The sequence below is a fragment of the Paenibacillus lacisoli genome (assembly GCF_030580655.1).
GTDB lineage: Bacteria > Bacillota > Bacilli > Paenibacillales > Paenibacillaceae > Paenibacillus > Paenibacillus lacisoli.
In genome coordinates this window covers 360,373-379,550 of the sequence record NZ_JAUQTB010000002.1, presented here as the reverse complement: position 1 = coordinate 379,550, position 19,178 = coordinate 360,373, and the positions used below count along the sequence as shown (strand labels likewise).

Genomic DNA, 19,178 nt, shown 5'->3' with positions numbered 1-19,178 from the left:
TTTGGACCGTTTAGCGCGGTTCGGGCCATGATAGAGAGACAGGTGAATCTGGAAGTGAGAGTAGTATCAGGAACAGCTAAAGGGAGGCCGCTCAAGGCTGTACCCGGCAGCGGTACGCGTCCCACCACCGATAAGGTGAAGGAGGCGCTGTTCAGCATGATTGGACCTTATTTTGACGGTGGACAGGCATTGGATTTGTTTGCAGGAAGCGGAGGGCTGGGGATTGAGGCCCTGAGCCGGGGGATGAGCCATGCTGTGTTTATTGATATGGAACCGAAGAGTATTGAAGTGATCCGGGAAAACCTGAAGAAGACAGGTTTGGCGGAGCAAAGCGAAGTATACCGTAATGATGCCCAGCGGGCCATCAAGGTGCTTGCTAAAAAAGAGGCCCGATTCGATATGGTCTTCCTGGACCCGCCCTACCGGCTGAAATTCGGCGACAAGCTGATGACCGAGATGCATGAGCGGGGACTGCTGGCAGACGGGGCAACAATGGTGCTTGAATATGAATCGGGGTACGAGTACCCCGCCGATTTCGGACCGTTCCGTCATCTGCGGAAAGCGGTATACGGGGAGACAGCTGTGTCGATCTACGAATACATAGCAGCCGGCCCGGAAGCTGCAGCCGATCAGGGGCATGTGATAACAACATCAGAAACAGAGCCGCAGGGCGGCAGCCGGAACGGCGGGGAGGAGCAGCATGACTGAGCAGCATACACACCGGGTCCGCGTAGGGGTATACCCCGGCACCTTTGACCCGGTAACGATGGGACATATGGACATTATCGAACGGGCTGCCAAGCAGTTTGACCGCCTGATTGTGGCTGTCCTGAATAATATCAGCAAACATCCGCTGTTCACGGTGGAGGAGCGAATGGATCTGATGAGAACCGTTACAGCGCATCTTCCGAATGTGGAAGTGGATTCTTTTCGCGATTTGACCGCGAATTATGTTCGTCATAAAGGGGCTCAGACAATTGTCCGCGGCATCCGGTCCGTCACAGATTTCGAGTATGAGCTGCAGCTGGCTTCCACGAATCATAAGCTCAACCCGGATGCCGAGACAGTATTTATGATGACCAATCCCAAATACTCCTACCTCAGCTCCAGTGTGGTTAAGGAAATTGCCCATTTTAACGGGAATGTGACGGATCTGGTCAGCCCTGAAGTTGAAGATGCGCTGCGCCGCAAGGTCAGCGAGAAGCAGCGCGGCTGAGCAGCCTCGTCAACCAAGAGGCCAGCGCCAATACAGACAGGCAGGTGGCCATGAGGCCGGCGGGCAGCAGCAGAATCTCCCACTGTCCCCACAGCGTAAACGGATGAACAGGCATAGAACCTGATGTGCCGGAACCGGTTAAGAATGCAAGTGCGGGCTCCGCTGACGCTGCCCACCGCTGAACAGGCGGCCACAGCAGCCACAACATGGCGAAAGCCAGCCCGCCGTGCAGCAGCCTGCCGATGCCGAAGACCGCACCTCCGTCTGCCGGCTTCAGCATGGAGACGGCTTGGAACCAGCCGCAGAGTCCGCCTGCTCCAAGAATAGCGCTGATCCATGCGGCCTGCCACAGCATCGTACCGTCCGTCTGGCTGAAGGCATACGACCCGATATGGACTTCCATGATAGCAGGCCACAGTACGGCGGGTGCGCCGGGCGTTATATATTTCATAAGAATGAGAATGACAACAGAGAATAGAATCATATAACCGCCTGTCATCAGCAGAGACTGTACGGCATTCTTGACCGTCTCTCCCAGCAGACGGCCGAAGCTTCGGCCGTCCCCCAGACGCGCCGAGTGCATAGCTTCAAGCCAGCCCGGCTGTGGTATGACGGTCGATGCAGATGCGGCTGCAGTCACAGGCTTGTGCAGAACCCACCGGGCCATGATCCATGCGGACAGCAGGCCTGACAGGACATGCACCGCTATCAGGATATAACCGATTTCCGGTTTGCCGATAAATCCGGTCCCGATAACAATCAGGATGCTGAGCGGATTGCAAAAATGTGAGGCTGTTCCGAGAATCGAGCTCTGCCTTGAGGTTAGTTCTCCCCGTTCCTCCAGCTGGCGTGCGGCCCGGGCACCTGCCGGGAACCCGGAAGACATACCCAGCACCAGCACCCAGGCGGAAGCGCCGGGAAGCCTGAACCACCGCTGCATCACCGGCTGCAGGAGATGTCCCAGCGCATGAACGGCACCGAACGCCAGCAGCATTTCAGACAGCATAAGGAACGGCAGCATGGCCGGGAATACGATTTTCCACCAGATGGTAAGGCCCTGCAAAGAGGCTTGGAAGACGTCGTCGGGCGATGCGACAATGGCTGCTACCAGGAGCAGGGAGCCGGCACCAAGCAGAAGCGTCATGGCTTGCTGGCGGCGGACCGGTGACATTTTATAAGCCTGCATGGATGTGGGATTCGCCTCCTAGGGATGATTAATCAACATGAATGACATATCAGATTAAAGGGGCACGAGCCGAAGAGCTGCGCTGCCTGACTGCTGTCACTGCCAGTGTATGCGGGGTTTTGTCCGACAAGACCTGAAGGCAGCGGGTCCGGCCCTGTTCAACAAGCGGTCTAACATAACGGGAGGAGCGAGCGGCAAGATGAAAGAACCGGTAAGAAATGGGGGCAGACTGCGATCGGTATTGTTTGCAGCCCTGCTCGTCGCCGTGGTGTATGTGCTGGTCTATATGCCGACACCTTACATTTTGTACCGTCCGGGCAGTGCAGAGGAAGTGAAGCCGATGGTGACCGTGCAAAATGGTGACAAAGACGAGAAAGGCACCTTCATGATGACTACCGTATCCGCCAGTTACCCGAACGTGCTGATGCTGGCAACTTCGTATTTTGACTCAAATTCCGAATTGGACAAAAAATCGAAACGTCTGCAAGGAAACTCGGTGGCCGAGTATAATGCACAGCAGGTATGGTATATGAGTGATTCCCAGTCCTCGGCAATGGAAGCGGCCTACAAACAGGCGGGAATCCCTTACAGCATTAATCCGGATTATGTATATGTATTTAAGGCTGAGGGGGAGCAAACCGTATTCCGGCCTGGAGACGAGCTGCTGAGCATTAACGGCAAAGCGGTGGAGGACAACAATACGATCCGTACCCTTCTGCAGGGGGAACAGGCAGGAGATACCGTCAGTGTGGAGCTGAAGCGGAACGGGGCGAAGATGACCCAAACGGCAAAGCTGGTTACGATTAAAGATCCGAAAACCGGCGAAACCCGGGTGGGGTTCGGTGTCAGCATTGCAACAGTTCAAAAGGTCGAGCCCAAGGATCCGGTGCATGAAATCAAGTTTGCGGACACGCAGGTGGGCGGTCCGTCAGCCGGCCTGATGTTTACGATGGAGATTTATAATCAGCTGACCCCGGGTGATCTGACCAAAGGATACCGCGTGGCAGGCACCGGAACGATTGATGAGGACGGCAAGGTCGGTGAGATTGGCGGCATCGTCCACAAGATTGTGGCAGCCGACCGGGAACATGCGGAGATCTTCTTCGCACCCAAAGGAAACTATAAAGATGCTGCCGCCAAGGCCAAGGCGATTGGCAGCAGCATGAAGGTGGTTTCGGTGAGTACGCTGAACGACGCTTTGCATTATATGGAACAGCTGCCGGTCAAATCATAACCGGCGGCTGCAGGTAGTCGCGGTACAGCTCGGCTGTCCGCGGCTCCGGCATCCCGCCTGCATGCACGATGGCGGCGGCCAGGTCCAGTTCGAGCTGAGGGTGCTCGAAGGAGGATGGCTTCACGATGATAGGGAGTGAAGCCGTCTTTTTCATGCGCTTCAGGAGTTCACGGCCTGCAGCGCTGCTTCCGAGGACCCGCAGATAGCCGGGTCCTTTACGCAGCCGATCCGGTGCCAGATCGGCCTTGCGGTGGTTCAGCAGGATGTGGCACAGCATCCGCTGCAGCTTTGTCCGCGTGTAGCGCCTGGTCTTCAGCGCTGCGAGCAGGGCCTCCACGGAAGGCTCAGGCAGCTGGTGCAGGCTCCGCCGCACCCGGTGCTCCAGCCCTTCCGTGACTTCCTGCAGCGCAGCCAGCTCCTGCGGGCTGCGCGTGACGAGCGCGTTCAGCAGAGGCTGGCTGAACGCTTCCCACTGCACCGGCGCACGGCCTGCGGCCCATTCGCGCCGGAGAATCCCCAAGGCGGCCGCCGGGACATACGGGGCCGCCGCCTCCGGTCCGCCCTGCAGCAGCAGGCGGCGGACCGCCGTGGCACTGGCGATCGCGCCTTCAGCCGGCGCCGCCTCGTCATGATAGCCCGCGCCGGTGCGGGCTATCGTATGCGCTTCGATCGGGCTGCGCAGCCGCTCGAGCGCGATGAGGTAGTGCAGCCCCAAAGTATTGTTGGGCTGCGACAGCAGCGCGGACGTGCCGGGCTCGTCCGCGCCTGTCAAGCCGGCCGCCGCTGCCGCGTAGGCAGCCGGGTAGCTCGCGCCGGCAGCTAACTGGACGGCGATGCCGTCCTTGAGCGCCGGCGGCTCGGCTGCGAGGAGCGCCGCCAGCTGCCGCAGCGGCGCGATCTCGCCGGACTCGCTGCCGAAGCACAGCGCGTCCACCGCACCGGTTGCGTGCAAAAGCGCCACGGCACCGTAAGCGAACCATTCGGCAGGCTGGACCGCGTAAGCAGCCGGCAGCTCGAGTACAAGGTCCGCGCCTGCCAGCAGGGCCATCTCAGCCCGGGCTGATTTGCTGAGAATAGCGGGCTCGCCGCGCTGCAGGAACGGGCCGCTCATCACAGCGATTATGCGGTCAGCACCGGTTAAGGCCTTGGCTTCATTCAGATGATAGACATGACCGTTATGCAGAGGATTATATTCAACGATGACACCAACCGTTTTCAACTTTGGAACAACTCCCTTAAGAAGGCTTGATTTTGGGCAGGATATAGAGTAACCTACTGTTATTTTACACGAGCTTCAGGTATAATCGACTAACGTTTTCGTACAGGCTGGGTTATTCAGATTCCGTCGACGCACTCGCTTGGTTTTGTGAAGATGCTGCAGGAGCAGCTTTCTGCTTGTTAAGACAAGGCTGTCCACATCCGGTGTCAGTTATAGCCAAGAGTATGGATTCCGCGCCACGCCTGCTTTTTTTAAGGGTGTAAAGTAAAAGTTGTTGACAAAAGTCTTGAAATATCGGTATAATAATTTTTGTTTGTTTGGAGTGATAGTTTATGCAGTTGCATTTTCGTAAAATGGCCTCAAGCGGCGGGCAGATCAGCCTGCATGAATCGCTTGATGTTAGTGCGCTCGTCAACAACCGCAAGGATATCACTGCCATCAGTCCGCTGGTCGCGGATTTGTCTGCAATCAGTCATACTGAAGGTGTGATTGATGTTCAGGGGTCGCTGAAGGCAGAGCTGGACATGTTATGTTCCCGCTGTCTGAAGCCGATGCATGAGCATCTCAATATTGAATTCCAGGAACAGTTTAAGCAATCGGCCAATTCTGATGAAGATCAGGAAGACGATGCGATTCTCGTCGAAGGCGAGAGCTTTGATCTGGCGCCTTATTGCGAAGAATCTTTTCTCATGCACGTTCCCTTTGTGCCGCTGTGTGACGAGGACTGCAAAGGCCTTTGTCCAACTTGCGGGCATGATTTGAACGAGGGCGATTGCGGCTGTGACAACCAAGTGATTGACCCCCGGCTTGCGGGCCTTAAGGATTTTTTCAATAAATGAGCTAAGGCACTGTGAACGGGTTGATTTGAATAAGGAGGTGGGAATCATGGCAGTACCTCAACGGAGAACGTCCAAAACACGTCGTGACAAGCGTCGTACTCACTTTAAATTGGCTGTACCGGGTATGGTAAAATGTGAACAATGCGGAGAATTGAAGCTTGCTCACCACGTATGCAAAGTGTGCGGAACGTACAAAACGAGAGAGATTATCTCTCAATAATGTTGATGAAAAGTAGCACTTCATTTCGATGGAGTGCTACTTTTTTTTGACCCAAGCTTTCTTTTTGATACGCCATGCTATATACTTGCTTAGTACCAGGTTCTAAGGTCTGCCCCATAATAACCGTATTGTGCGGACCTTTTATTTTCTGAAAAAGAACGGACTGGATTGAGTTATACCAGGCGGAAGTGGCGCCTACATAAATAGAATGATAGAGACGGCTGCAGTCAGGCCGGAGTAATGGACAACGAGGAGGTGGCCGCCATCGAACGTCTGCCGAAGAAGCAGCGTCAGCAGCAGCTGACGAGAATAATAGACGAGAATCCTTTCGTCACCGATCAGGAGCTGACCCGGCAGCTGAAGGTCAGCATTCAGACGATTCGTCTGGACCGGATGGAACTGGGAATCCCGGAGCTGCGGGAACGGATGAAGCTGATGGCCGAAAGCTCTTACGATCAGGTGCGGTCGCTGCCCCTGCATGAGATTATCGGGGATATCGTTGATCTCCAGCTGGACAAGAGCGGCATCTCTATTTTTGAAATACGCGAAGAGCATGTGTTCTCCCGTACGGGCATCGCCCGGGGACACTATGTATTCGCACAGGCCAACTCGCTGGCGGTCGCTGTCATCAATGATGAGATTGCACTGACGGCCTCGGCGGATATCCGGTTTGTGCGGCCGGTACATCTGGGCGAGAAATGTATTGCGAAAGCCTATGTGCGCTCCAATCCGTCCAGAAGCGGCAAAGCGAAGGTCGAAGTGTTTGCCTACGTGGGTGAAGAGATGGTGTTTCAGGGGAACTTCCTGATCTACCGGTCGACCGGAGAAGATTATACCGAAGGAGGCAGCCATCATGCGGATCGTCATTGATGCGATGGGCGGCGACCACGCGCCGCAGGTAACCGTGGAGGGGGCTCTGGCCGCAGCCGCGGAGTGGAAGGATACACATCTGATTCTTGTGGGCAATGAGGAAGCAATCCATCCCCTGCTGGGAGGCGCCCTGCCAGCCAATCTGGAGATCAGACATGCAGCTGAAGTGATCGGAGCCGAAGATGAACCAGTCAAAGCGGTTCGACGCAAGAAGGACTCGTCCATGGTCGTTGCAGGTCGCATGGTACGCGAAAAGGAAGCGGACGCGATGATTTCGGCTGGCAATACCGGAGCGCTTATGACGACAGGTCTGCTGGTTGTCGGACGCATGGAAGGGATTGAACGCCCGGCGCTGGCTCCGATGATCCCGACCCTGGATGATACGGGAGTGCTTGCTCTTGATTTGGGCGCTAATATGGATGCGAAGCCGGAGCATCTGGCTCAATATGCGGTTATGGGCAGTGTCTATCGTCAGAAGGTGCATGGCATTGCAAAGCCGCGGGTAGGGTTGTTGAATGTCGGAACAGAGCCGGGGAAGGGCAACGAACTGACGAAGCATGCGTACCCGCTGCTGGAGCAGCTGCCGATTCATTTTGTAGGCAATGTCGAGGCGCGTGATGTGCTGACAGGCAGCTGTGATGTACTGGTCTGTGATGGATTCGCAGGCAACATCATGCTGAAGTCCCTGGAGGGGACTGCCGGCGCGGTGTTCAAGCTGCTGAAGGAGCAGTTCAGCAAGTCACTTAAGACGAAGCTGGCCGGTGCCGTAATGATGCCGGAGCTGCGCGGGTTGAAGGGAAAGCTGGACTATACCGAGCATGGCGGTGCTCCGCTGCTCGGGCTGAGCGGACTTGTGGTCAAGAGCCATGGCTCAGCGGATGCCAATGCGATCAAAAATGCGGTGCGGCAGGCCAGAACGGCACTGCAGAGCCGGTTGGTAGAGAGTATATCTAAGGAAATCAGCGGGAAGTGAGTGACATTATGAGTAATTTGCGTCCGGTGGGAATCATCGGGACTGGCAAATATGTGCCAGAGAAAATTTTGACGAACAGCGACTTGGAGAAAATCGTAGAAACCAGTGACGAATGGATCGTCAGCCGTACAGGCATCCGTGAACGGCATATTGCAGCTCCGGAACAGGCTACGTCTGACCTGGCCTATGAGGCGGCTCAGAATGCGCTGAAATCTGCCGGTATGACTGCGGATCAGCTGGATCTGATTATCGTAGCGACGATTACACCGGATACGTCTTTTCCTTCGACAGCCTGCATCCTGCAGGATAAACTGGGTGCCAAGCGTGCTGCTGCATTTGACCTGTCCGCTGCATGTTCTGGGTTTGTGTACGGGCTGGCGACGGCTTCGAATTTTATCAAAACCGGCATGTACAATAATGCGCTTGTTATTGGTGCAGACTGCCTGTCCCGTATTACGGATTATACAGACCGCAACACGTGTGTCCTGTTCGGGGACGGTGCGGGTGCAGTTATCTTGGGGGAAGTACCGGAAGGCCGCGGCTTCCAGTCCTTTGATCTCGGTGCTGAAGGCGCCGGGGGCAGCCTGCTGACCCTGGAAGCCGGCGGTTCCCGCCAGCCGTCCAGCCATGAGACGGTAGAGAACAAGAAGCATTATATCTACATGAACGGCCGTGAGGTATTTAAATTTGCAGTGCGTGTCATGGGGACTGCAACAGATGAAGTGTTGAAAAAAGCGGATCTGACGAAGGAAGAGATCGATATCTTCGTGCCGCATCAGGCCAATATCCGCATTATCCAATCCGCCATGCAGCGGCTGGATCTTCCACCGGAGAAAGTCGTTATTAACGTGGACAAGTATGCCAACACATCGGCGGCTTCCATTCCGCTTGCACTGGTTGAGGCTGCCGAAGACGGACGCATCAAGGAAGGTGACCGGGTATTAATGGTTGGCTTCGGCGGGGGACTGACCTGGGGAGCTTCGGTTCTCGTCTGGTAAGCCTCCGACGTATTCGAAATAGACGAACTTATCTTTCATTAATAGTTGCTGCTGCCAGCAAAGGTATGATAAGAGGAGTGTTATAGATGGCAAAAACAGCTTTCATTTTCCCTGGCCAGGGATCCCAGTCCGTGGGCATGGCCCGGGATGTGTACGAACATAACGCGGCGGGACGCGCCGTAATTGAAGCGGCGGATGAGAAGCTCGGCTTTTCACTCAGCTCGCTGATCTTTGAAGGTCCTGACAATGACTTGAAGCAGACCTCCAATACGCAGCCAGCACTGCTGACAGCGAGCATGGCTCTGCTCGAAGCATTCCGAGAGCATGGCATTGCTCCTGATTTCGTCGCAGGCCACAGTCTCGGTGAATACAGTGCTCTTGTCGCTGCGGGTGTACTTCGCTTTGAGGATGCAGTATCCATCGTCCGTACGCGCGGTCAATTGATGGAGCAGGCGGTTCCCGGCGGTCAAGGCGGCATGGCCGCTGTACTGGGTGCAGACCGTGCCCAGCTGGCCGGACTCTGTGCCGAAATTACTACGAACGGGCACGCTGTAGAGCTGGCTAACGTAAATTGTCCGGGACAGATTGTCGTTTCCGGTACCGTTGAAGGTGTAGCAGCTGTAGCCGAACGCGTGAAGGAAGCTGGCGGCAAACGCGCGATCACGCTGGAAGTGAGTGGCCCGTTCCACTCTTCCCTGATGCGCGGAGCTGCTGAGAAGCTGGGTGAACATCTAGCCGGTGTAACGTTCTCCGAGCCGTCGGTGCCAGTCGTAGCGAACGTAACAGCCCGGCCGGCCGAGCATGGTGAGGCGTTCCGCAGTCTGCTTGTGGAACAGGTATACTCCCCGGTATTATGGGAAGATACGGTTAACTGGCTGATTGAACAGGGTGTCGATACGTTCGTTGAATTCGGCCCTGGCAGTGTTCTGACCGGCCTTGTGAAGAAAATCGACAAATCCGTGCGCCTGCTGAATGTGAACAGCCTTTCCAGCCTGCAGGAAGCCGTAGAGGCACTTGCCTGATCCCTCCTGGTGAAGGATCGGTATTGACTTTTAATAAGGGAGGAATTAGAATGTCCAAACCTCTGCAAGGCCAAAATGCGCTTGTAACCGGTGCATCCCGCGGGATTGGCCGCAGTATTGCGCTGGCCCTGGCGGAAGCCGGAGCGAATGTAGCCGTTAACTATGCGGGAAGTGAAGCTGCCGCCGCCGAAGTGGTGGAAGCGATCCGCGCGAAGGGTGTTGAAGCGGTAGCCATCCAGGCGAACGTCGGCATTCTGGCTGAAAGTGAACGACTCGTGAAGGAAGCTGCAGAAACTTGGGGCCAGATTGATATTTTGGTCAACAATGCGGGTATTACTAGAGATAACCTGATTATGCGTATGAAAGAAGACGAGTTCGATCAGGTTATTGAGACCAACCTGAAAGGCGTATTCAACTGCCTGAAGGCTGTCACCCGTCCGATGATGAAGCAGCGTTCCGGAAGAATCATTAATATTTCATCTGTGGTGGGTGTGCTCGGAAACGCCGGACAGGCTAACTATGTTGCAGCCAAAGCCGGAGTGATCGGACTGACGAAGTCCGCCGCCCGTGAGCTGGCCTCCCGCGGAATTACTGTAAACTGTGTGGCCCCTGGATTTATTGATACGGAGATGACACAGGTTCTGCCTGATGAGCTTCGTGATAAGCTCCTGGGTGATATTCCCCTGGCCCGCTTGGGACGTCCTGAGGAAATTGCAGATGTCGTTCTGTTCCTGGCATCTTCTGCATCCTCATACATGACGGGCCAGACGCTTCATGTCGATGGCGGTATGTACATGTAACTGCCGCTTTCCAGCATGTCCGAAAGAAGAGCAGGCTGTGCCTGTCTCGTCTATGGCATTTTGAATTCAATTCTCGTATAATACCTAGGAGGAGGTGAGCCGGATGTCCGATGTATTGGAGCGTGTAAAACGCATTGTCGTTGACCGTTTGGGAGCCGACGAAGCCGAAGTTACACTTGAAGCATCTTTCAAAGAAGATTTGGGCGCTGATTCTCTTGATGTAGTTGAATTGGTCATGGAATTGGAAGATGAATTTGATATGGAAATCTCTGATGAAGATGCAGAGAAAATTACGACCGTAGGTGAAGTTGTAAACTACATACAATCTCATACCTAAGTCAATGAAGTCCCGTTCCTGTTTCAGGCGGGACTTTCTCCTCATTCATGTAGTGAAAAACATGCAAATAATGCAGCCGATATAGAGGTGAGTAGGCTTGAAACAAAGAGTGGTTGTAACCGGTATGGGTGTGATGACATCCCTCGGTAAGGATTTAAATTCATTTTGGGATAGCCTGATGGCAGGCAAGTCGGGGGTTTCCCTGATTGAAGCCTTTGACGTCAGTGAATATCCAACCAAGATTGCGGCTTCCATCAAGGATTTTAATCCTGAGGAATTCATGGACCGCAAGGATGCCCGCAAAATGGACCGCTTCGTACAGCTTGCTGTAGCAGCAGGAATGTCGGCGATGAAGGACAGCGGGATTGAAATTGGCAAGAACGCTGAAGCAGAACGTGTCGGCGTATCGATCGGATCAGGTATCGGCGGTCTCGGAACATGGGAAGATCAGCACAATGTGCTGCTGGAGAAAGGACCCAAGCGGGTCAGCCCATTCTTTATTCCGATGATGATTGCGAATATGGGCTCAGGCCAACTGTCGATCATGCTTGGAGCAAAAGGACCAAATACGACGCCGGTGACGGCCTGTGCAACAGGAAGCCATTCCATCGGTGATTCCTTCAAAATGATCCAGCGCGGCGATGCCGACGTGATGGTGTGCGGCGGTGCCGAAGCAACCATTCGTCCTACAGGTATGGCCGGGTTCTGTTCCATGCGTGCGATGTCAACACGCAATGAGGAGCCGGAAAAGGCTAGCCGGCCGTTTGATACAGGACGCGATGGGTTCGTTATGGGCGAAGGTGCAGGCATTCTGATTCTGGAATCTCTGGAGCATGCGCAGAAGCGTGGTGCGAAAATCTACGGAGAAGTGATCGGTTATGGTTTGTCGGGCGATGCCCACCATATGACTGAGCCGGATCCGGACGGTGCAGCGCGCTGCATGAAGATGGCTATCCGCGACGCGGGTATCGATCCTTCTGAGATCGACTACATTAATGCGCACGGGACATCGACACCGGTTGGTGATAAATCCGAGACGGAAGCGATCAAAAAGGCACTGGGCGATCATGCCTACAAAGTGGCAGTCAGCTCGACCAAATCGATGACAGGTCATCTGCTTGGAGCAGCTGGCGGTGTGGAAGCGGTTATTCTGGGGCTGTCATTGAAGAACCAGACCATCGCTCCGACCATTAACCTGGAGGATCAGGATCCGGCATGTGATCTGGATTATGTGCCGAATACGCCTCGTCAGGCTGAATTGAATGTGGTTATGTCCAACTCCTTCGGATTTGGCGGTCACAACGCAACCGTAATCTTGAAAAAATTTGATGCGTAAGGGGTCAGTTAATTGAGTGGAGACTTGAAGCAACTGCAGCAGCAACTTCATATTCAATTTAACAACAGGCAGCTCCTGAAGCAGGCTTTCACCCACGCTTCTTATGTGAATGAGCACCGGTTCAGTCAGCACCAGGACAACGAGCGTCTCGAATTTCTTGGTGATGCTGTCCTGGAGCTTACGGTATCCGAGTATCTCTACAATCTTTATCCTGACCGTCCGGAAGGCGAATTGACCAAGCTGCGTGCAGCGATCGTATGCGAGCCGTCACTTGTGAAATTTGCAGAAGCGTTGTCTTTTGGCAAATACGTTCTTCTGGGCAAAGGTGAGGAGCTGACAGGAGGCAGGACTCGTCCTGCCCTGTTGGCAGATGTATTTGAATCGTTTATCGGAGCGCTGTATTTGGACCAGGGTCTGGACGCAGTCCGTACATTTTTGGACCGTTTTGTCTTCGACCAGGTTGTCTTGAACGGCAAACTGCAGATGAGTGACTTTAAGACAGAACTGCAGGAGCTTATTCAGCATCACAGTATGGGTACCTTAGAGTACCGGATTGTGGAAGAGCGGGGGCCAGCTCATGAGCGGGAATTCGTTGCGGAGGTCCACATGGGTGTAGAACGTCTGGGGCACGGTGTGGGTCGTTCCAAAAAAGAAGCAGAGCAGCAGGCGGCAGCGCTGGCGCTGCAGCACTTGAAGCTGTCGGAAAGGTAGTTTGTCTGGATGTTCAGGACAAAGCAAGAGCAAAGAGCAGCCCGCGGGCTTGTCCCGGCGTTAGATGGGTACGGACTGCTTTTTGCTCTTTTTTCGTTTTCACAGCGGCAGGAGGTTCGTGCTTTTTCAGACCTGTCATTATGGTACAATAGGAGTAATGACTTCGAGTGGAAATGGAAAGCAGCAAGGATCTGGAGCGTGAGGTACACGCATGGATTGTGCAGGTGAGCATTCTGTATCAAGTGCTGAATTCGGTGAAGATGCCAGTGCTGGAATCGAAGTGTGCAGAATGCCGAAAGTTAGAGGTGAGGAAATCCAATGTTTTTGAAACGCATTGAATTGGCGGGTTTTAAGTCCTTCGCCGATAAGACTGAAATGGAATTTGTGCAGGGAATTACGGCTGTCGTCGGCCCCAATGGGAGCGGCAAGAGTAATATCTCTGACGGTATTCGCTGGGTGCTTGGTGAGCAGAGCGCAAAGTCCCTGCGCGGCGGGAAGATGGAAGATATTATCTTCGCCGGCAGTGATGCGCGCAAGGCTGTTAATTATGGCGAAGTATCGCTGACGCTGGACAATGAAAGCCACACGCTTCCGCTGGACTTCAATGAGGTTACCGTAACCCGACGGGTTCACCGCAGCGGGGACAGCGAATATTTTATCAATCGGCAGTCCTGCCGTCTGAAGGATATTACGGAGCTGTTCATGGACACCGGTATCGGCAAGGAGGCCTATTCCATTATCGGACAGGGCCGGATCGAAGAGATTCTGAGCACCCGTTCGGAGGACCGGCGCGGTATCTTCGAAGAAGCATCAGGGATTGTTAAATATAAGTCGCGCAAAAAAGACGCGGTCCGCAAGCTGGATGAGACCGAGCAGAATCTTCTTCGTATCCATGATCTGGTATCCGAGCTGGAAGACCAGATTGGCCCTTTAAAGGAGCAGTCGGAGAAGGCCCTGCATTACAAGGATCTGCGCAGTCAGCTGAAGTCGCAGGAGATCTCGATGTATGTGTACCAGATCCAGCAGATTCATGCTGCCTGGAGTGAGGCCAATGCCAGACTCGAAGTGCTCAAGGAAGAGGAACTGCAGCTGTCGACCGTTGTTTCCAGCCATGATGCAAAGCTGGAGCATGACCGCCTTGCACTGCGTCAGTTGGAAGAGGATGTGGAGCTGCTGCAGAATGAGCTGCTGCAGTACAGCGAAGCGACGGAGAAAACGGAAGGTTACGGTGAACTTCTGAAGGAACGTGCACGCAACCTGAAGAACAACCGGGAGCAGCTGCTCCAGTCCCTTGAATCGAATGAAGGACGTTTTCAGGACCGCGAAGCGGAGCATCAGCAGCTGCAGGACAAGCTGACAGGGATTATCCAGGAGCTTGAAGCCCTGCGTGAACAGCTGACGGCAGAGGAAGCGAAGCTGGTCGGGGTCACGGGGGGCATCAGCCAGCAGCAGGAAGAGAGTCTGAAAGGCAATCTGTTGGAGCTGATGAATCAGATGGCTCAGGCCCGTAATGAGATTCGTTACAGTGACCAGCAGAAGGAGAATCTGGAGCGCCGTATGAGCCGGGCGGCCGGCGAATCAGGCAAATGGGAACAGCAGCGTGATGATCTGGTTAAGCGCAAGTCATCACTTGAGGGTGCGATCCAGAAGCTGGGTAAAGAAATCAGCCAGCTTCGCAGTGGATATATTACCGAGAGTGAACGGTATCACGCTCAGCAGAAGCTGCATGACGAGAGTCAGTCGGCTATCCGGAAGTGGGAGCAGAAGCGCGAGGCGCAGATTTCCCGCCGGGATACGATGAAAGAAATGCAGGATGATTTTGACGGTTTCATGCTGGGTGTCAAGGAAGTGCTTAAGGCTTCCCGCAAAGGAACGCTCCATGGCGTCCACGGAGCAGTCGCTGAGCTGATTCGTGTTCCGGAGAAGCTGGAGCTGGCCATGGAAACGGCACTGGGCGCATCGGTGCAGCATATTGTCATGGAGAATGAAGCAGTCTCCCGTCAGGCAATCGGCTTCCTGAAGCAGCGCCAGCTGGGCCGAGCGACATTCCTGCCATTGGACGTTATTCGTCCGCGGCAAATTGGAGCGGGCGAAAGAAAGATGGTCGAGGGAGCCGAAGGCTTTGTCGGTATTGGTGCGGATCTGGTCGGTTACGAGGACCGTTACAGCAGCATTATTGGCAGCCTGCTGGGCAATGTGGTCATTGCCCAGACGCTGGAAGATGCGAACCGGATCGCGGCACGCTGCCAATACCGTTACAGGGTCGTTACCCTGGAGGGTGATGTGGTCAATGCTGGCGGTTCAATGACGGGCGGCAGTCAGCACAAGAAGAACAACAATCTTCTTGGACGTAAACGTCAGCTGGATCAGCTGGATCAGGACATCCGCGAAACCGAGCAGCAAATTTCCAAGCTGCAGCAGGGAGTGGCGGATATCAAGCGGCAGATGGAGGAAACACAGAATCTGCTCGAGCAGCTGCGCCATGATGGTGATACCAAACGCGGGAATGAACAGCAGGCGGCGCTTGAGCTGAAGCAGATGGAACATGAGCTGCGTCATGTTCAGGAGCAGGTGGCTGCGACGAGCGTGGAGAAAAGCGCATTCGTGCAGGAAATGAAAGAGCTGGAGAAAGCCAGGGCTGAAGCGGCCGCCAAGCTGGTTAAGCTGGAAGAGGAAGAGAAGGCGACCCATCTGGCGATTCAGGCCGCAGAATTTGCCCGAAAAGCGAATGAGTCGGCCAAGGAAGAGCTTCAGACCCAATTGACCGACCTCAAGGTCCGTGAAGGAAAGCTGGATCAGGAGCGGTTCTCATTGGAGGATCAGCTGCGCCGGCTGCAAAGCGACTATGACGGACTGGGCCGCGAAGTGAAGCAGAATCGTCAGATACTGGCGTCGATTGAGGCAGACCTGCGCAAGAATGAGGCGGAGACCGTCCAGCAGACTGAAGACGTCAACCGCTACCGGATGAAGAAGGAAGAAGCTGCGCAGCAGCTGGACTTCAAGCGTGCGGCACGTTCCCAGCTGTCGAAGAAGCTGGAGCTCGAAGAGAACGAGACGAGAGAGCAGAGGACCCAGCTGAAGGCAGTTGAGGATCAGCTGCGTCAGACCGAGATTGGTGTGAACCGGCTCGATGTGGAGCTGGATAATATCCTGCGGAAGCTGGCTGATGACTACGAGATGAGCTACGAAATGGCGCAGCAGCGCTATCCGCTGCCTGAAGACGTAGAAACAACCCAGGCTGAGGTGCAGAAACTGAAACGCAGCATCTCGGCACTGGGGGAAGTGAATCTCGGAGCGATTGAGGAATTCCAGCGGGTAAATGAGCGCTATGAATTTCTCAGTGAGCAGAAGAGTGACCTGGTTGAAGCGAAGACGACACTGTATCAGGTCATTCGTGAGATGGACGAGGAGATGTCCAAGCGCTTCAAGGCGACATTCGATGCCATCCGGCGCGAATTCGGAACCGTCTTCTCGAAGCTGTTCGGCGGCGGGCGTGCCGATCTGGTACTGCTGGATCCAGAGCGGCTCCTGGAGACAGGGATCGATATCGTAGCCCAGCCTCCAGGCAAGAAACTGCAGAACCTGCAGCTCCTCTCAGGAGGCGAGCGCGCGTTGACCGCGATGGCTCTGCTGTTCGCTATTCTGCAGGTCAAACCGGTCCCATTCTGTGTCCTGGATGAAGTGGAAGCCGCGCTGGATGAAGCGAATGTAGTACGTTTCGCACAATATTTGCGGGAATTTTCGGAGCAGACCCAGTTTATTGTTGTCACCCACCGTAAGGGAACAATGGAGGAAGCCGATGTCCTCTATGGCGTAACGATGGAGGAAGGCGGCGTATCCAAGCTGGTATCGGTAAGACTGGAAGATGAAGAGGCGGAGATCGCCTGATTCTATATGACATGACGGAGGGACCATATGAGCTTTTTCAAAAGGCTGAAAGAGAGCATTTCTAACAAAACAGAGGCGGTAACGAAGCAGTTTAAGGACGGACTGGAGAAAACCCGCAAAGGTCTGGTCGAGAAGGTGTCTGACCTGGTGATCCGCCGTAAAAAGATCGACGAGGAGTTCTACGAGGAGCTCGAAGAAATTTTGATTGGCGCGGACGTAGGAGTCAGCACTGTAATGAACCTGATTGAGGATCTGCGTGTTGAAGTGAAGAAACGCCGGATTGAAGATGCGGCTGAGCTTCAGCCGGTTCTGTCCGAGAAGCTGACCGAACTTTTGCGCGGGGATGAGAATAATGAGCTGCGCATGAATCCGGACGGAATTACAGTTATTCTGTTCGTCGGCGTTAACGGTGTCGGCAAAACCACAACGATCGGCAAGCTGGCCCACCGTTTCAAGCAGCAGGGCAAAAAAGTGATGATGGCTGCAGGAGATACCTTCCGCGCCGGGGCGATAGAGCAGCTTGAAGTCTGGGGTGAGCGTGCAGGTGTCGAGGTCATCAAACAGCAGGCGGGCTCAGACCCTGCGGCGGTTATGTTTGACGCAGTACAGGCTGCCAAGCAGCGAGGCGTGGATGTCCTGCTCTGTGATACGGCGGGACGCCTGCAGAACAAAACGAACCTGATGGAGGAGCTGAACAAAATTTTCCGTGTCATCCAGCGTGAGATTCCGGGTGCGCCGCATGAGGTGCTGATGGTGCTGGATGCGACAACAGGGCAAAACGCCCTCCAGCAGGCCAAACTTTTCGGCGAGAAGAGCGGGGTAACAGGACTTGTTCTGACGAAGCTGGACGGTACGGCTAAGGGCGGCATCGTTGTAGCCATCCGTCAGGAGCTGAATTTGCCGGTGAAGCTTGTAGGTCTGGGTGAGAAAATAGACGATCTGCAGCCTTTTGATTCTGAGCAGTTTGTGCATGCGCTTTTCGCAGGACTGATCCAGCAGGTCGAGGAAGAAGAGTCGGCCGATCAGGCTTAAATCCGGCATACACTTTGATTTTCCATAGTTCATTTAAGAACGATGATGGGGGGACGGGCAGCAGCCCGTCCTTGTTTACAGGACCGCTGCCCAATGCGGGTAAGCCTGCATAAACTGTAGTATGGAAAGGAGTTTTTCTATGGCCAATACCCATACCTATTCCCGCAGGGAGGAGGTCGCGAATGCGATCACTCATGGTATCGGCGCTGCACTCAGCGTTGCGGCATTAGTGCTGCTGATTGTTTTTTCCTCGATCAAGGGCACAGGCTGGCATATTGTAAGCTTCACGATCTATGGGGTCTCGATGCTGATCCTGTACTTGAACTCAACGATGGTACACAGTTTGCGTGAGGGCAAGCTTAAGGATCTGTTCGAGATATTCGACCATTCGTCCATCTATCTGTTTATAGCAGGCACCTATACGCCGTTTCTGCTCGTGGCCCTGCGCAGTGAGCTTGGCTGGAGTCTTTTTGGCATCGTATGGGGGATTGCATTGTTCGGCGTCATCTTCAAAGCTTTTTTTACCAAAAAATTTCTCTTCATGTCCACCTTGTTCTACCTTGCGATGGGGTGGCTGATCATTATTGCATGGCACCCGCTTTCGGCCGTAGTTCCTTCAGGCGGTATGTTCCTGCTAATGGCCGGGGGCGTCCTCTACACATTAGGGACGGTCTTTTATGTATGGCGCGGCTTTCCGTTCCATCATGCAATTTGGCATCTGTTTGTACTGGGAGGAAGCGTGCTGCATTTCTTTGCGGTGCTGCTGTTTTTAACGCCTCTGCGATAAGGATTTGGGCAATTTGAAGATGACAAGCAAAATAGCTTGACATCTTCTTTTGTTTTCGGTATTATAAGGAACGTTGAAGAACTGTAAAGTGTTTTTCCTTGACGATGGGGGTGCCCAATGATGAGTCAGGAGAACCGACTCGAGAAGACGAACCGCATTAACCTGCTATTCGACTTCTATGAACCACTGCTGACGGAGAAGCAGCAGACTTTCCTTAAATATTATTTTCACGATGATTTCTCCCTGGGAGAGATTGCCGCTGAATTCGAGATTAGCCGTCAGGCTGTGTATGAACATATCAAACGCGCTGAGGTTGTGCTGGACATGTATGAAGAGAAGCTTGGTCTTCTCGCCAAATATGAACAGCGTGCGCAGGATATTGAGACGATAAGAAACATGCTGGAGCAGTCCGGCCTGGAAGCCGGGGAGAAGCAATCGCTGAACGGCATTCTGGAACGGCTGCTGGCATTTTAACTAAAACAGAGATCATGATCAGACAAGGGGGTGGAT

At 54.2% G+C, this 19,178-nt stretch carries 20 protein-coding genes; 18 read left to right on the top strand and 2 right to left on the bottom strand.

What is annotated here, in order from left to right; genetic code table 11:
• Positions 1–54: 54 nt before the first annotated feature.
• Entirely contained in the window at positions 55–708 is a 654-nt protein-coding gene (gene rsmD / locus Q5741_RS05585; protein WP_305023338.1) for a 16S rRNA (guanine(966)-N(2))-methyltransferase RsmD, read from the top strand.
• Positions 701–1,216, top strand: coding sequence for a pantetheine-phosphate adenylyltransferase (gene coaD, locus Q5741_RS05580; protein WP_305023077.1), 516 nt, complete (start codon positions 701–703; stop codon positions 1,214–1,216). Before rsmD ends, coaD begins: the two co-directional genes overlap by 8 nt.
• Here the strand turns inward: coaD and Q5741_RS05575 are convergent.
• Positions 1,194–2,402, bottom strand: coding sequence for a nucleoside recognition domain-containing protein (locus Q5741_RS05575; RefSeq protein ID WP_305023076.1), 1,209 nt, complete (start codon positions 2,400–2,402; stop codon positions 1,194–1,196). The two genes, coaD and Q5741_RS05575, sit on opposite strands and share 23 nt — an antisense overlap.
• A gap of 199 nt (positions 2,403–2,601) precedes the next feature.
• On the opposite strand from Q5741_RS05575, the gene Q5741_RS05570 reads away from it, so the two are divergent.
• Positions 2,602–3,636: a YlbL family protein gene (locus Q5741_RS05570; protein WP_305023075.1), complete on the top strand. Its 1,035-nt coding sequence runs from the start codon at positions 2,602–2,604 to the stop codon at positions 3,634–3,636.
• Here the strand turns inward: Q5741_RS05570 and Q5741_RS05565 are convergent.
• The gene (locus tag Q5741_RS05565) at positions 3,626–4,855 is read right to left on the bottom strand and encodes a nucleotidyltransferase (RefSeq protein WP_305023074.1); all 1,230 of its coding nucleotides are present in this window, start codon (positions 4,853–4,855) and stop codon (positions 3,626–3,628) included. The genes Q5741_RS05570 and Q5741_RS05565 overlap by 11 nt on opposite strands.
• A 332-nt stretch (positions 4,856–5,187) precedes the next feature.
• Between Q5741_RS05565 and Q5741_RS05560 the strand changes: the two genes are divergently transcribed.
• The 15 genes from Q5741_RS05560 to Q5741_RS05490 all read left to right on the top strand — a co-directional run bounded on the left by Q5741_RS05560 (position 5,188) and on the right by Q5741_RS05490 (position 19,142).
• Positions 5,188–5,694, top strand: a complete 507-nt coding sequence (locus Q5741_RS05560; RefSeq protein WP_305023073.1) for a YceD family protein — start codon at positions 5,188–5,190, stop codon at positions 5,692–5,694.
• A 46-nt stretch (positions 5,695–5,740) separates the two neighbouring features.
• The gene (gene rpmF / locus Q5741_RS05555) at positions 5,741–5,914 is read left to right on the top strand and encodes a 50S ribosomal protein L32 (protein WP_305023072.1); all 174 of its coding nucleotides are present in this window, start codon (positions 5,741–5,743) and stop codon (positions 5,912–5,914) included.
• 273 nt (positions 5,915–6,187) lie between these two features.
• Positions 6,188–6,784 (top strand): transcription factor FapR, encoded by a 597-nt coding sequence (fapR, locus tag Q5741_RS05550; protein WP_305023337.1) that lies wholly within the window; start codon positions 6,188–6,190, stop codon positions 6,782–6,784.
• Complete coding sequence (plsX, locus tag Q5741_RS05545; RefSeq protein WP_305023071.1) at positions 6,768–7,757, top strand: phosphate acyltransferase PlsX; 990 nt, start codon at positions 6,768–6,770, stop codon at positions 7,755–7,757. Before fapR ends, plsX begins: the two co-directional genes overlap by 17 nt.
• A gap of 8 nt (positions 7,758–7,765) precedes the next feature.
• Complete coding sequence (locus tag Q5741_RS05540; protein ID WP_305023070.1) at positions 7,766–8,755, top strand: beta-ketoacyl-ACP synthase III; 990 nt, start codon at positions 7,766–7,768, stop codon at positions 8,753–8,755.
• Between the two features lie 86 nt (positions 8,756–8,841).
• Complete coding sequence (gene fabD, locus Q5741_RS05535) at positions 8,842–9,777, top strand: ACP S-malonyltransferase (protein WP_305023069.1); 936 nt, start codon at positions 8,842–8,844, stop codon at positions 9,775–9,777.
• A gap of 50 nt (positions 9,778–9,827) precedes the next feature.
• Positions 9,828–10,577 carry a 3-oxoacyl-[acyl-carrier-protein] reductase gene (gene fabG / locus Q5741_RS05530; RefSeq protein ID WP_305023068.1) on the top strand — a complete coding sequence of 250 codons (750 nt, stop codon included), beginning with the start codon at positions 9,828–9,830 and terminating at the stop codon, positions 10,575–10,577.
• A gap of 103 nt (positions 10,578–10,680) precedes the next feature.
• Positions 10,681–10,914, top strand: a complete 234-nt coding sequence (gene acpP / locus Q5741_RS05525) for an acyl carrier protein (RefSeq protein ID WP_305023067.1) — start codon at positions 10,681–10,683, stop codon at positions 10,912–10,914.
• 97 nt (positions 10,915–11,011) lie between these two features.
• Positions 11,012–12,250 carry a beta-ketoacyl-ACP synthase II gene (gene fabF, locus Q5741_RS05520; RefSeq protein ID WP_305023066.1) on the top strand — a complete coding sequence of 413 codons (1,239 nt, stop codon included), beginning with the start codon at positions 11,012–11,014 and terminating at the stop codon, positions 12,248–12,250.
• Between the two features lie 12 nt (positions 12,251–12,262).
• Positions 12,263–12,961, top strand: a complete 699-nt coding sequence (rnc, locus tag Q5741_RS05515) for a ribonuclease III (protein WP_305023065.1) — start codon at positions 12,263–12,265, stop codon at positions 12,959–12,961.
• A 167-nt stretch (positions 12,962–13,128) separates the two neighbouring features.
• A complete protein-coding gene (locus tag Q5741_RS05510; protein WP_305023064.1) occupies positions 13,129–13,299 on the top strand; it encodes a hypothetical protein in 171 nt (56 codons plus the stop codon).
• The gene (gene smc, locus Q5741_RS05505; protein ID WP_305023063.1) at positions 13,280–16,849 is read left to right on the top strand and encodes a chromosome segregation protein SMC; all 3,570 of its coding nucleotides are present in this window, start codon (positions 13,280–13,282) and stop codon (positions 16,847–16,849) included. The genes Q5741_RS05510 and smc overlap by 20 nt, the downstream gene beginning before the upstream one ends.
• 27 nt (positions 16,850–16,876) lie before the next feature.
• Positions 16,877–17,881 (top strand): signal recognition particle-docking protein FtsY, encoded by a 1,005-nt coding sequence (gene ftsY, locus Q5741_RS05500; RefSeq protein WP_305023062.1) that lies wholly within the window; start codon positions 16,877–16,879, stop codon positions 17,879–17,881.
• 139 nt (positions 17,882–18,020) lie between these two features.
• Positions 18,021–18,668, top strand: a complete 648-nt coding sequence (gene trhA / locus Q5741_RS05495) for a PAQR family membrane homeostasis protein TrhA (protein WP_305023061.1) — start codon at positions 18,021–18,023, stop codon at positions 18,666–18,668.
• Between the two features lie 120 nt (positions 18,669–18,788).
• Positions 18,789–19,142, top strand: coding sequence for a putative DNA-binding protein (locus Q5741_RS05490; RefSeq protein ID WP_305023060.1), 354 nt, complete (start codon positions 18,789–18,791; stop codon positions 19,140–19,142).
• Positions 19,143–19,178: the final 36 nt, after the last annotated feature.